The following is a 13,887-nucleotide window of genomic DNA, read 5'->3' as shown; positions in this document are numbered from 1 at the left end:
CATATAAACATCAAAAAGGAGGCTTTTTATGAAAAATTCTGTTGATACGATTGCAACTAGGCACGAAAAAATTCTTTCTATATTAAAAGAAAAAAAAGAAATAACCACAGAACAACTAGCAAACGATATAGGTGTTTCACTTAGTACAATAAGAAGGGATTTAAATATTTTAGAAGAAAAAAATGATGTAATTAGAAAATATGGGTATTGTATCTACAATGAAGTCAATCATAATTATGATGAGACAGGACCTGAAACGATCAAAAAACAAATTGGGCGTGCAGTAAAAGATTATATTCGAGATTATAATACTGTGTTTATTAATTCGAGTTCAACAGCACTGGGGGCACTAGACTATTTTACAGCTAAACACTTGACGATTGTTACTAACAATTTAAAAGTAGCCTATAGTCCTCATGACAATGAGTACAATTACATTTTAACTGGAGGTGAATTACGATTTCCAAAAGAAGTACTAGTCGGTGACATTGCGACAAATACGATTACATCTATGAACGCAGATGTCTGTGTCATCGGTTGTAGCGGCATTAGTATTGAGAACGGCGTTACAACAAAAATTTTTCACGAAGCAAAAATTAATGAACTGATGATTAATCAAACGTTTGAATGTCGTATTTTAGTTGCGGATCATCGTAAAGTTGGGAAAACATCTAAGTTTAAAATATCTGATATTTCTATATTTGATTACCTTATTACAGATAAATATTGTCCGAATGATATGGTACAAAAAATCGAAAAACTTGGAGTTAGTGTCATTCAAGTCAATTGATTTGATATCTATTCTTTATAAGTATAATAAATAAAAACTAATTTTATATTAAAAAGACCTAGAAATACATGATGAATTTCTAGGTCTAACTATTATTTACATATTAATTTCTACCTACCAGAAACGATTAATTCATATAACTTTCAATAGCTTTCCAAGCTTTGTCTTTTCCTTCTTTGGTTTCAGAAGAAAAAATGATAAAATCATCTGACGGGTCAAAATCTAATTTTTTCTTAATCATTGATTCATGTTTATTCCACTTACCTCTAGGAATTTTATCACATTTTGTAGCAACAACAATAACTGGAATATTGTAGTATTTCAAAAAGCCATACATTTGGACATCTTCAGTTGATGGTGCATGACGCATATCAACCAGTGATACTACTGCTTTTAATTGTTCTCTTTCAGTAAGGTAAGTCTCAATCATTTGCCCCCACTTAGCACGTTCAGTTTTAGATACTTTAGCATACCCATAACCTGGGACATCGACAAAATGCAAGCAATCTTCAATAATATAAAAATTTAATGTTTGTGTCTTACCTGGTTTACCTGATGTTCTTGCTAAGTTTTTGCGATTAACTAATGTATTGATAAATGATGATTTTCCAACATTTGATCGACCCGCTAAAGCAATTTCTGGTAAATTTGTTTTTGGATACTGTTCTGGTTGAACAGCACTTATCACGATATCTGCATGATTTACATTCATGTGTTTACTCCTCTTTTAATAATTCTAACACTTTATCGACTAATTCCTTATAGGTTGTCACCTCATAATCAGGTTGGACCATCTCTTGTGTCAGTTTTTTATTGTATTTATTTAACCATAGCACTTGCCACCCGGCATTTTTAGCACCAATCACATCATTATCATATGAATCTCCAACATAGATAAATTCGTCCTTATCAAAGTAAGCCAATTCTACCACCTTAAATGCTCTTGCATCAGGTTTACTAAACCCAATACTATCAGAAATATGATGTGTTTTTTCATCAATCCACTTAGCTACACCTAATTGATTAAGCTTTAATTGTTGATGTGTTGTAGGGCCATTTGTTAAAATGCCTGTCTTAATGCCTTTTTCATTCAATAAAGCTAATAAACGTGTGATCTCAGGGTGAATCTTTAATTGATGTTGCTCCTTATAATAATTATCTTGAAAGGTTTGACATTCTTTTGTTGAAACTTCCACATCCAAATCTTTTAAAGCATTTTGAATACGGCGTACACGCATATCTTTTAACGATAGTTCTCCTGAAACAGTTTCTGGAAACATCTCATCACTGTGGTAACGAAATAAGCGATATAACTGGGCTAAGGGTATTTTTCTGAACCAATCCTTATCTTGAAAACTTTGCATCATAGCTAACTCAAACGTTTCATATTGATCATATAGTGTATCATCCACATCAAATACTACAACAGTCATAATGTCATCCCCCATCCATAACTATCATTATATAAAAAAAATGGCTATTACGCCATTTTTATTAGAAATAAATAAATTATCCCATACCAACTAAAAAATATAACAATTTGTCAGCATAAGTGGTCTCGTTTATATCTCGTGAAAGAACACGATTTAACAGAGACATATTATCGGTAATAATACCATCAACACCATAAAAAATCATACGATTAATCGTATCCGTATCATTTAACGTCCAAACATATACCTCTTTTCCTTGATTATGCATAGTTTGAACTAAATTTTTGGTCAGTGTCGTATACTCTACCGAATAAAAATCCATGTCACCATCAGGCGTTCCTGCCAAAGTAAACGGCATAATATAGCCAACATATAAATCAGGTTTTAACTGTTTTAATTCTTTCACAACATCAAATGACAGCGACTGGATTTCATGTCCTTCTTTTTTTATTTTATCATAGTACTTATCTATAAAAAGAGACACCATATTTGGGCTGTCTTCCTTTGTTGCTTTAATTTCAATTAATAGTTTTTGGTCTAATTCTTCTGCTCGCTTCAAATAATCATCAAATGACACAAGATGTGCTTCTTTTCCATGCTCTTTTGCCGTCATTTGTTGCAATTCTTTTAGAGTAAATTCATTTGGCCTCCCATCCTGGTTTACTAAATGATTCAATTTAAAATCATGCATTACGATAAACTGCTTATCTTTTGTTTCCTGGACATCCATCTCAATAAAATTAGGACGTGTTTTTTTACTCGTCATTTCTAGCGCTTCAATAGAGTTTTGAACGTGGTTGCCATCATCCACTCCACGATGTGATATCGTTTTTGGCCGATGAATACTTGGTTGTGTTAAGAACAAATAATTATATGATGACACGCTGACTAGTAGCCAGACACCTCCAAATAAAAAAATGGCTTTCTGACCCCAGCTGGTTTTCTTAAATGACGTGTGGTTAACTTGTGAAAAAGCACTCGTTACATTTGGTAAAAATCCTAGCCTATCTAAATAAGAAATTGTCACAAAAAAAATACCAATAGTCGTTAAAACCAAATTAAATACCCAATTAAATTGAAGCAAACTTAATAAAACAATCGCGCTATAAAACGCATAGTCTTGGTAATAAGTATCCATTAATCCTTGGATACCAATTAATATTCCGTTGATAAGAATAGCAATAAGTGCCACTGTTCCCATAACAAGAATAAACTGGGAGATTATTGATTTAAAATGCTTTCTAGTCACACGCCAGCTTGTCTTACTTGCTTCCTTAAAGGTAAAATCTTTTAGTATCATTAAAGGCAAAGTAAACATTAATCTAATCGCCATAACAATCAAGCTAAGATACATCAAAATAAATAGTACTACAAACACAATCCGATTTTCAAAGATAAAATCCACAATGAAAGCAGGTATCTTAATTTTAGATAACAAATCAGAATGGAATCTAATCGCCCCAATTGGACTTAAAAGAATGAAATAGCATAGGAAAAATAAAAAATTACTGATTTTTAACTTTTTCATTTGATGGAGCGTTTCCTTGGTTAACTGCCGTAAAGAAATAGCTACTTTATTTTTTATAAAAAACATCGTCAACAATAAAAATGTGTATTCAAAATATAGGGTTAATACTAATAGAAATAACATCATTAATAATAGACACAACACAAAAGGATGGTGAAACACAATCACACTCACTGTATCATAAGATAGATAGGGAATATCTCCCATTCTTAAAATAAAACGAGTTAAGGTTACCATCAATGGTGTTGCTATGAATAAAATAATCACATTGGCTAGTATAACACTTTTAGTGGAACGAACCCCATCTTTAATGAATTCGAGTGATTTTTTTATACTATTTTTTATTCTGTACATATTATCACCTCACTCTTAGTATTATATACTAAAATATGTCATAATTGGGAATCTCTAGTGTAGTTATTATGTAACTTTTTTGTTATAAATCAGACTTGTTCATTTTTAGTTGTTTAAATTTAAAACATCCTTTACAAAGCTATTTTTCAAGATCTATAACTTGTATAAATGTCTCATTTTCAGCTAAACTTTTCTTAATAATTATTTTAAGGAGTTTTTTAATGAAACATTTTGAAGCACCCATACTAGATTGGAATTATGCTACTCAAAACGATTGGTGTTGTGAACACTCTTTATCACAATCTCCTATTGATATTGATACGACACTACTTGAACCCATGATGGATACTGGTAAAATCCAACTTACTTACTCTCGTACAGTTGATGCAATGTTTGACACAGGATCAGCCATACAAGGGATAGCTACAGGTACTGCTAATATCAATAATCGTTTCTTTAATTTGCAACAGTTTCACTTTCATACTCACAGTGAACATAAAATAGACGGACAAACGTGTGATGCTGAACTTCATTTTGTTCACGAAGCTCAAAATGGTCGACTAGCCGTATTAGGTGTTTTTTTAGTAGAAGGCAAACATAATGAGACACTACAAACACTGCTCGATGCTATCAATACGAATCAAGCGATTCATCATGTCTACCTATATGATTTATTGCCAAAAATATCAGACTATTACCATTACCTAGGTTCACTCACTACCCCACCATTAACAGAAAATGTCGAATGGTATTTATTTAAAGAAACTGTTGAGATATCTAAAAAGCAACTACAACAACTTAAAACCTACCATGCTAATAATTGTCGACATACTCAACCACTTAATGGTCGGAAAATCTTATTTAAATCATTCAATAAAAAATCCTAATGACTTGATGCCATTAGGATTTTTTTATGATAATTTTTCTATAATTTGCATATTTCGTTTAACTAATTCAGCATAAAAGAAGTTTCCCCCATTTTGGTACAACTTTCCCCCATTATGCAACAAAGCTATTGGTTCATAATACCGATAGGTTTTAGCATTAGTATTTCCTAGCATAGGAGACAAAACTTCTTTTGAATATGTTTCAGCTAATGATAAAGAATTTTTTTTCCCATGTTTTACGACATAATCAACATAACTTGTTCCAAAGTTATAAGCTTGAACTCCTGTCCAAATATCACAGCCATTATCGATGGCATACTTAATTGCTTCTGAGAGATGCGTGACTCCACTTGTGATGCTTTCTTTTTCAGATGTTATTTTATTTTGTTCGCCATACTTACTTTCACTACTTTGCATCACATCCACATTATTACCTTTTGTCTCTGTATAGATAATAACAAGGACTAATTCTTCATACTCCACTAAATTTTCTTCTTGGAGTACTTTTTTGACAAGTGGTTCCCATTTTAAAGTTTGTGTGACATGTTTTTTTAGTTGCCATACATACCAACTACCAGATACTAATAATCCTATTATTAAAATTAAAACAAATCGTTTTACAAATTTTTTAATCACTCATTCATTGCTCCTTATAATCAAGGTAGCACTTATTGTGTCATACTCTTATCTAATAATCAACCCATATCAATTCAGTTTTCTTTTAACTTAAGGAATTATATCATATCGTTTAATTTAACCACCCTAAACATCCTCTTACTACTCATTTTATTGGTTTTTACATACCATTTCTTCTATGTATTAAAACCTTCCCTAAACTCTTCTAAAAGACACAAAAAACCATCGCTCCTAATTAAAGGAGGATGATTTTTTTACTTATACTGTTCTGTTTGCCATTTCTTACTAAAAAACAATTCTGGGTTCATTTTATAGTCAGGTTTTTTATTAGATTTAAGAAACTCTTGTAAATAAGTATCCATTTCTAACCAACCACGCCAACCAATATGAATCGTATCTTCCATGAAGTACTTTTCACCACGTTTATCAGTAAAATCAACTATATTATTAAATCCCTGAGATTTTAATTGATAATTTATTTTTTTAGAAAAATCATCTAACATTTCTGTTGATAAACCAGTATAATCCGACCACAATTCATTGACTGGAGGAATAACAAACATTGCATCGATATGATTTTCATCTAATAATTCTAAGAAAGCCTCAAAATCAGCATATTCAGGTGATGACATATAATTAAATTTTGTTTGAGAATTTTTTAATTTCCCTTTCATTGGCATAATACGATTAGAATAAAAACTATTTGAAATTTCAAATGGATTATTATTGGTTTTTTCTTGTCCTATCTTATAAGCCAACGTATCTAATTCATTAAAATTATATTGATTTGGCAATTTACCAACTTGCTTATCAATTCTCTTATTCTTTGATACGATACCAATTTGTCCAAACAGCAAATCTTCATTTTTAAGTCGTTTGTATTTATAATATGCTTTTCTTCTATCAACTTTTGACAATTTTTCGCCATCTTTAACTTTTAGTAGCATTTTCTTTAACTGAGTATCGGATTTGACACTATCAAATTCAAGTAATCGTCCTGCTACATATCGATCAGTCTGATTAGTCTCATCTAAATCAACTAGCCATTCATAAGTCTCTATTGGTGAGTAAAATAATGAATACATCGGATCAGACACACCTTTTTTAACAAACCATTGAGGAGATATAATAAAAACCAATTTTTTATTTTCTAAGGGCTTTTTAACTGAATTCAACATAAAAAAGTGAGTTAAAGATTGCGTTCCTGGCGCTCCCAAAAGAAACGGTTCATAGCCTCTATCATACTTCTTAGCCAACACAGACGGATGGAATGGATTAACACGACTTAGTTCAGACGAGCCAAAAAATGGTAAATACTTTCCAGATTCCATTGCTTGTCGTTTAATTTCAGAGCCCTTTAGCACATTAACAGACATAGACGATGCTGCTTGATGTACCTTCTCATCAGAAGGGTCTTTAATAAACTCAATTGGTGAATACAATAATCCGACTATGAACAATGCTGCTATAGCAAATGGTCCAACAGCGAAAAATATCTTTTTCTTTAATGTCATGATTGTAAAGCTTCAACCTGTGCGATAATTTGTTCTGGAGTCGCCCATTCGCTTCTTTCATACTCTGAAACAGGTACTGTAATTCCAAGTTGTCCATCAATTTCAACTAACATTTGTACCGTTGCCATTGAATCTAAAATACCTTCTTCATACAAGTCAACAGCCAATTGATCTGAAAAATTTGTTCCTGTTAAATCTTCTAATATACTTAATACTGTTTCTTTCACGTTCATACGTATCCATCTCCTATACTAAAATAAATTGTTTGATTAGTGTATCTAAAAATCCTGAGAATATTAAGAAACTAAAACATACCGCATTGAATGTTATAAAGATTGCCAAAGCATGTGTCCAACGATTGCTTGGAAATTTTTCTTTATGTTTTTTCTTATATCTCAACCACGCATCATTAATACAAATCAACAACGCATGATAAATACCATAGACAATGTAATACCATGTTAAACCATGCCATAATCCCATTAACAGGAATAAGCCAAAGTATCCCACATTTGATGCCACAATACGGCTCTTAAATACTTTTTTCTTTAATAAAGTAAACATTAACCTCATGTAAACATAATCTCTAAACCAGAATGACAGTGTCATATGCCATCTATTCCAAAATTCTTTGATATTAGGACTAATAAAAGGTTTATTAAAGTTCATTGGCGTTTCATATCCTAGTAGGTAACTCGTACCAACTGCAAATAAACTATAACCTGCAAAATCAAAGAAAAGATAAAAACTATACACATACATATAACCGATTGTACCAAGAACAGGTGAAGTACCACCTAAAGCAACGCCTTGAACTGCCGGTAATAAATGACTACCTAGTACATATCCTATAATAAACTTATATAGTAACCCTAAGAATATGTAATGAATACCTTTTTGAAGTAACTCAACATATTTTTCTTTATCTGGTGGATTTAAATAATCCTTTAAGAATCGACGATAACGGTCAATAGGACCAGACGATATAGTTGGAAAGAAGATTAAAAACTGAATATAGTATTTAATATTAAACTCTTTTAAAATACCATCACGGATTTCCATTACAACTTGGACCGATTTAAATGTCAAATACGAATAGCCTAGAAAAGCTAGTATTGATTGAGAACCAAAAAAAGGTGATAACTTGATAATGAACATTGGTAATAAGTTCAATAAAACAGCTAAATAAAAAACTCCACTTTTATTATTCTTTTGTCGATATTTAAAATAAATAGACGTTAATAATGTTTGCCAGATAATATAAGCAATTAAAGCCAATCCTTGTCTCGAATTTGGACCTCCAAAACTTATCCATAAAAAGAAGATAGTTAAGAAGTTCTGATACCACATCATTCTTTTACCATTTAGCGACAAAATAATTGATGGTATAAATAATACACCTAGCAAAACAAAATAAAAAGGTTTCTCATAAGGAGTCAAGTATGGTATTAATTGAGATAATTGACTCATTAACTGTTCACCTCATTTATCAATTGTTTCCGATCTATTTTCCCATTTTGAGTCATAGGAAGATTTTCAACAAAGATAAAACGATGTGGAATCATATAATCCATCACAGTTTTACTTAAAGATTCTTTTAACATTTGGCTCAGTACTCTTTCATCTGATACATCAATGCTAGGTTCTAAAACAACATATGCAAGCAACTGTTGTACTTTACCCGATTTATTGTATTTTGGTACAGAGCAAGCTGCTCGCACCTCATTCTGAGTGATTAGATGATGATCAATATCTCCTAATTCCATTCGATAGCCGTTTAACTTAATTTGGAAATCCATACGGCCTTTATAAAATAAGAAATCATCTTCTATTAATCCTGCATCTCCCGTACGATAAGAAGGAACACCTTCAAATTCAAAGAATACTTCATTTGTTTTCTCAGGATTGTTAAAATATCCTACAGAAACACTTGGCCCAGAAATAACAATTTCACCAATTTCACCAGCTGGTAGTTTTTCACCTTGATCGCTTAAAATATGAATTTCTGTATCACTTTTCACTTTTCCAAGTGGCACTCGCTCATATTTATCAAGTATCTCTTGATTTAGAGCTATATTGGTAATAGCTACTGTTGCTTCAGTTGGGCCGTATGTATTAAAAATTTTAGCTTGAGGAAAACGATCTAATAACTTTTGTGCTGTATTTTTTGGTAATTCTTCTCCACAAAATTCAAAATTTTCTAATGTTGGTAAATGTTCAGAATCAAATTCTGGGTTTAACAATACCATCTCAATTAACGATGGGGTTGATACCCAAACATTTAAATTCATTTCAGGGATTGATTTAAATAATAAAGGGAAATTTTCAATCATTGATTTAGGCATAGGAATCAGTGTTCCAGCAGTTAATAATGCTGGATATAAGTCCATAACGGATAAATCGAATGAAAATGGTGCTTGACATAGAAATCGTTGATTTTTCTTTAAGTAAAAATCATGTGTCATCCACTGTGTAAAACTGATTAAATTATTATAAGTAATCTGTACACCTTTAGGCTTTCCCGTGGTTCCAGAGGTAAATATAATATAATAAATATCATCCTCAGATACTACTTGTTTACCTAGATATTCCTTTTCATCATTCATTAAACTAATAACTTTCTCACGATTATAGACATTATCTGTGTCTAAAGGCCAGTCAGATAAAGCTAAAACACATGACGCATTTGCTTCCTCAACAATCATTGAAACACGTTCTTTAGGTGTATGATCATCTATAGGTACATACGAATGACCTGATTTAGTACACGCTAAAAAAGAAACGACCATCATAGCCTCTTGTCTACCATAAACAATAATAGGTGATTTTGTTGGATATGTTTCTTCTAAATACCCTGCTAAAGAGTCGGATAATTCATCTAGCTCTTTATAAGTATACTTCTTATTATTTTCTTCAAAAAAGACAGTTTCTTGATTATTTAATGAAATATCTTTAATTTTGGCTACAATTTCATTTAACATTATTCATCAGCTCCTTTTTAAAATTGATTATAGATGAAAGAGCCTCCTCCAACATGACTATATTGATACAAATAAATTAATACAAGTATAATAGCTGCATAGAAAACGGTGCGCCCTACAAAATTAATCCACCGCTTTGTCGATTCTGAGATTTTAAAATTTTTTAATTCCATACATACCACTCCTTTACTTCCAACTTATTTTACAACCATTTAAGTTGAATCATATCAAGCATATGATTGAATTGTATATACGACCTAAGTCGTATTTTTCATTAACTAGATTAGTTATGTATTCATTAATCTACATCGTCAACTAACAATTACTATAAAAATTCTACATATATGAGTTTATCATATATTTATGATATTTTATAATAATTTGTGTGATTTCATATTTTATTCTAACATTATTATTGTAAAGTATGTATTTTATAACAAAAAAAAGAAGATAACATATACAAATGTACCTTCCTTGTTTATATTACTATTATATTTTAAATGAATTAATAACTATTTAATAACTTATTATAAAAATAAGAAATAGACTCAGCACGGCAACGTCCTACTCTCACAAAGGGAAACCCTTCACTACCCTCGGCGCTAAGAAGCTTAACTTCTGTGTTCGACATGGTTACAGGTGTATCCTTCTTGCCATCGCCACCGCACTTTTTATTTCTGTTGAGTGTTTATTCACTCAAAACTGGATGTTTTGTTAGTATCAATATATTCTTCCACCGCTATCTTGGTTAAGTCCTCGACCGATTAGTACTAGTCCGCTCCATACATCACTGTACTTCCACTCCTAGCCTATCTACCTGATCATCTTTCAGGGGTCTTACTTCCTTAAAGGAATGGGAAATCTCATCTTGAGGGGGGCTTCACGCTTAGATGCTTTCAGCGTTTATCCCGTCCATACATAGCTACCCAGCAATGCCCTTGGCAGAACAACTGGTACACCAGAGGTATGTCCATCCCGGTCCTCTCGTACTAAGGACAGCTCCTCTCAAATTTCCAACGCCCGCGACGGATAGGGACCGAACTGTCTCACGACGTTCTGAACCCAGCTCGCGTGCCGCTTTAATGGGCGAACAGCCCAACCCTTGGGACCGACTACAGCCCCAGGATGCGACGAGCCGACATCGAGGTGCCAAACCTCCCCGTCGATGTGAACTCTTGGGGGAGATAAGCCTGTTATCCCCAGGGTAGCTTTTATCCGTTGAGCGATGGCCCTTCCATGCGGAACCACCGGATCACTAAGCCCGACTTTCGTCCCTGCTCGAGTTGTAGCTCTCGCAGTCAAGCTCCCTTCTGCCTTTGCACTCTACGAATGATTTCCAACCATTCTGAGGGAACCTTTGGGCGCCTCCGTTACCTTTTGGGAGGCGACCGCCCCAGTCAAACTGTCCATCTGACACTGTCTCCCACCACGATAAGTGGTGCGGGTTAGAATGGTCATAACACAAGGGTAGTATCCCACCAGCGCCTCCATCGAAACTAGCGTTCCGACTTCTACGGCTCCTACCTATCCTGTACATATGTCACAAACATTCAATATCAAACTACAGTAAAGCTCCATGGGGTCTTTCCGTCCTGTCGCGGGTAACCTGCATCTTCACAGGTACTAAAATTTCACCGAGTCTCTCGTTGAGACAGTGCCCAAATCGTTACGCCTTTCGTGCGGGTCGGAACTTACCCGACAAGGAATTTCGCTACCTTAGGACCGTTATAGTTACGGCCGCCGTTTACTGGGGCTTCAATTTTGAGCTTCGCTATTGCTAACCCATCCTCTTAACCTTCCAGCACCGGGCAGGCGTCAGCCCCTATACGTCATCTTTCGATTTTGCAGAGACCTGTGTTTTTGATAAACAGTCGCTTGGGCCTATTCACTGCGGCTGAACTTGCGTTCAGCACCCCTTCTCCCGAAGTTACGGGGTCATTTTGCCGAGTTCCTTAACGAGAGTTCTCTCGCTCACCTTAGGATTCTCTCCTCGACTACCTGTGTCGGTTTGCGGTACGGGTCATTTGTTTCTAACTAGAAGCTTTTCTTGACAGTGTGACATTGAGACTTCGGTACTTTATTTCCCTACTCATCACAACTCGTCCTTAAAGATAAAAGCATTTAACTCTTATCAAGACTTGTTGCTTGAACGTGCACTTCCAGTCGCACGATCCCATAGCCTCCTGTGTCCCTCCATTGTTCAAACAAAACAAACGAGTACAGGAATCTCAACCTGTTGTCCATCGCCTACGCCTATCGGCCTCAGCTTAGGTCCCGACTAACCCTGGGAGGACGAGCCTTCCCCAGGAAACCTTAGTCATTCGGTGGACAGGATTCTCACCTGTCTTTCGCTACTCATACCGGCATTCTCACTTCTAAGCGCTCCACCAGTCCTTACGATCCAGCTTCAACGCCCTTAGAACGCTCTCCTACCATAGAACCAAAGGTTCTATCCACAGCTTCGGTAACATGTTTAGCCCCGGTACATTTTCGGCGCAAGGGCACTCGACTAGTGAGCTATTACGCACTCTTTAAATGGTGGCTGCTTCTGAGCCAACATCCTAGTTGTTTGTGCACCCTCACATCCTTTTCCACTTAACATGTATTTTGGGACCTTAGCTGGTGGTCTGGGCTGTTTCCCTTTCGACAATGGATCTTATCACTCACTGTCTGACTCCCGGATATAAATGAATGGCATTCGGAGTTTATCTGAATTCGGTAACCCAAGACGGGCCCCTAGTCCAAACAGTGCTCTACCTCCATCATTCTCAAATCCGAGGCTAGCCCTAAAGCTATTTCGGAGAGAACCAGCTATCTCCAAGTTCGTTTGGAATTTCTCCGCTACCCACACCTCATCCCCGCACTTTTCAACGTACGTGGGTTCGGTCCTCCAGTGCGTTTTACCACACCTTCAACCTGGACATGGGTAGGTCACATGGTTTCGGGTCTACGACAACATACTCATTCGCCCTATTCAGACTCGCTTTCGCTACGGCTCCGCTTCTTCAGCTTAACCTCGCATGCTATCGTAACTCGCCGGTTCATTCTGCAAAAGGCACGCTATCACCCATTAACGGGCTCTAACTTCTTGTAAGCACACGGTTTCAGGTTCTATTTCACTCCCCTTCCGGGGTGCTTTTCACCTTTCCCTCACGGTACTGGTTCACTATCGGTCACTAGAGAGTATTTAGCCTTGGGAGATGGTCCTCCCGGATTCCGACGGAATTTCTCGTGTTCCGCCGTACTCAGGATACTCATAGGTGTGTTGTCAATTTCGTCTACGGGGCTTTTACCCGCTACGGCTGACCTTTCCAAGTCGATTCGACTATCCACAACAGCTACCACAGCTGAGTCCTACAACCCCAACAAGCAAGCTTGTTGGTTTGGGCTGTTTCCGTTTCGCTCGCCGCTACTAAGGAAATCGATTTTTCTTTCTCTTCCTGCAGGTACTTAGATGTTTCAGTTCTCTGCGTCTACCTTCTAATAGCTATGTATTCACTATTAGATAATATCCTATAAAAGATATTGGGTTCCCCCATTCGGAAATCTCCGGATCATAGCTTACTTACAGCTCCCCGAAGCATATCGGTGTTAGTCCCGTCCTTCATCGGCTTCTAGTGCCAAGGCATCCACCGTGCGCCCTTATTCACTTAACCTTTTCTAACCTAACGGTTAGCTTGTTTTTTATTAATAACTACCTAGCGATAGATAATTATTAACACATTTCACAGTTCTTTAAAAGAAACTATTCAACGCGGTGTTCT

Annotated in this window: 11 protein-coding genes and 2 rRNA genes; 2 read left to right on the top strand and 11 right to left on the bottom strand. The window is 35.2% G+C overall.

The genetic code is table 11. The features are described 5' to 3' along the window. Positions 1–28: 28 nt before the first annotated feature. Positions 29–790, top strand: coding sequence for a DeoR/GlpR family DNA-binding transcription regulator (locus tag JNUCC83_RS01195; RefSeq protein WP_454460440.1), 762 nt, complete (start codon positions 29–31; stop codon positions 788–790). 127 nt (positions 791–917) lie between these two features. On the opposite strand, the gene yihA is transcribed toward JNUCC83_RS01195, so the two are convergent. The 3 genes from yihA to JNUCC83_RS01180 all read right to left on the bottom strand — a co-directional run bounded on the left by yihA (position 918) and on the right by JNUCC83_RS01180 (position 4,105). Continuing rightward, positions 918–1,502, bottom strand: coding sequence for a ribosome biogenesis GTP-binding protein YihA/YsxC (gene yihA / locus JNUCC83_RS01190; RefSeq protein WP_454460439.1), 585 nt, complete (start codon positions 1,500–1,502; stop codon positions 918–920). A 4-nt stretch (positions 1,503–1,506) separates the two neighbouring features. Next, positions 1,507–2,223, bottom strand: coding sequence for an HAD family hydrolase (locus tag JNUCC83_RS01185; RefSeq protein WP_454460438.1), 717 nt, complete (start codon positions 2,221–2,223; stop codon positions 1,507–1,509). A 76-nt stretch (positions 2,224–2,299) separates the two neighbouring features. Next, entirely contained in the window at positions 2,300–4,105 is a 1,806-nt protein-coding gene (locus JNUCC83_RS01180; protein ID WP_454460437.1) for a glycerophosphoryl diester phosphodiesterase membrane domain-containing protein, read from the bottom strand. A gap of 221 nt (positions 4,106–4,326) precedes the next feature. Here JNUCC83_RS01180 and JNUCC83_RS01175 point away from each other — a divergent pair, with 221 nt between their 5' ends. Continuing rightward, positions 4,327–4,992 (top strand): carbonic anhydrase family protein, encoded by a 666-nt coding sequence (locus JNUCC83_RS01175; protein ID WP_454460436.1) that lies wholly within the window; start codon positions 4,327–4,329, stop codon positions 4,990–4,992. Between the two features lie 24 nt (positions 4,993–5,016). Here JNUCC83_RS01175 and JNUCC83_RS01170 read toward each other — a convergent pair whose 3' ends face one another. From JNUCC83_RS01170 to JNUCC83_RS01135, 8 genes are all read right to left on the bottom strand, one after another. Next, on the bottom strand, positions 5,017–5,628 hold the full coding sequence (locus JNUCC83_RS01170; protein WP_454460435.1) for a lysozyme family protein: 612 nt from the start codon (positions 5,626–5,628) through the stop codon (positions 5,017–5,019). Positions 5,629–5,882: 254 nt separating this feature from the next. Next, positions 5,883–7,142, bottom strand: coding sequence for a D-alanyl-lipoteichoic acid biosynthesis protein DltD (dltD, locus tag JNUCC83_RS01165; protein WP_454460434.1), 1,260 nt, complete (start codon positions 7,140–7,142; stop codon positions 5,883–5,885). Continuing rightward, a complete protein-coding gene (gene dltC, locus JNUCC83_RS01160; RefSeq protein ID WP_454460433.1) occupies positions 7,139–7,375 on the bottom strand; it encodes a D-alanine--poly(phosphoribitol) ligase subunit DltC in 237 nt (78 codons plus the stop codon). Before dltC ends, dltD begins: the two co-directional genes overlap by 4 nt. A gap of 13 nt (positions 7,376–7,388) precedes the next feature. Then, entirely contained in the window at positions 7,389–8,612 is a 1,224-nt protein-coding gene (gene dltB, locus JNUCC83_RS01155) for a D-alanyl-lipoteichoic acid biosynthesis protein DltB (protein ID WP_454460432.1), read from the bottom strand. Next, a complete protein-coding gene (gene dltA, locus JNUCC83_RS01150; protein WP_454460431.1) occupies positions 8,612–10,123 on the bottom strand; it encodes a D-alanine--poly(phosphoribitol) ligase subunit DltA in 1,512 nt (503 codons plus the stop codon). Before dltA ends, dltB begins: the two co-directional genes overlap by 1 nt. A gap of 17 nt (positions 10,124–10,140) precedes the next feature. Continuing rightward, the gene (locus JNUCC83_RS01145; protein WP_454460430.1) at positions 10,141–10,296 is read right to left on the bottom strand and encodes a teichoic acid D-Ala incorporation-associated protein DltX; all 156 of its coding nucleotides are present in this window, start codon (positions 10,294–10,296) and stop codon (positions 10,141–10,143) included. A 378-nt stretch (positions 10,297–10,674) separates the two neighbouring features. Beyond that, a 5S ribosomal RNA gene (gene rrf, locus JNUCC83_RS01140) occupies positions 10,675–10,790 on the bottom strand. Between the two features lie 77 nt (positions 10,791–10,867). Continuing rightward, a 23S ribosomal RNA gene (locus JNUCC83_RS01135) occupies positions 10,868–13,779 on the bottom strand. Positions 13,780–13,887 lie beyond the last annotated feature (108 nt).

The sequence above is a fragment of the Vagococcus sp. JNUCC 83 genome (assembly GCF_053667615.1).
Note: the sequence above shows the minus strand (reverse complement) of the source record. Positions and strands in the feature narration are given on the sequence as shown.

Coding starts and splice junctions, on each gene's coding strand:
- JNUCC83_RS01195 (WP_454460440.1), top strand. CDS start 29: ATGAAAAATTCTGTTGATACGATTGCAACTAGGCACGAAAAAATTCTT.
- yihA (WP_454460439.1), bottom strand. CDS start 1,502: ATGAATGTAAATCATGCAGATATCGTGATAAGTGCTGTTCAACCAGAA.
- JNUCC83_RS01185 (WP_454460438.1), bottom strand. CDS start 2,223: ATGACTGTTGTAGTATTTGATGTGGATGATACACTATATGATCAATAT.
- JNUCC83_RS01180 (WP_454460437.1), bottom strand. CDS start 4,105: ATGTACAGAATAAAAAATAGTATAAAAAAATCACTCGAATTCATTAAA.
- JNUCC83_RS01175 (WP_454460436.1), top strand. CDS start 4,327: ATGAAACATTTTGAAGCACCCATACTAGATTGGAATTATGCTACTCAA.
- dltD (WP_454460434.1), bottom strand. CDS start 7,142: ATGACATTAAAGAAAAAGATATTTTTCGCTGTTGGACCATTTGCTATA.
- dltC (WP_454460433.1), bottom strand. CDS start 7,375: ATGAACGTGAAAGAAACAGTATTAAGTATATTAGAAGATTTAACAGGA.
- dltB (WP_454460432.1), bottom strand. CDS start 8,612: ATGAGTCAATTATCTCAATTAATACCATACTTGACTCCTTATGAGAAA.
- dltA (WP_454460431.1), bottom strand. CDS start 10,123: ATGTTAAATGAAATTGTAGCCAAAATTAAAGATATTTCATTAAATAAT.
- JNUCC83_RS01145 (WP_454460430.1), bottom strand. CDS start 10,296: ATGGAATTAAAAAATTTTAAAATCTCAGAATCGACAAAGCGGTGGATT.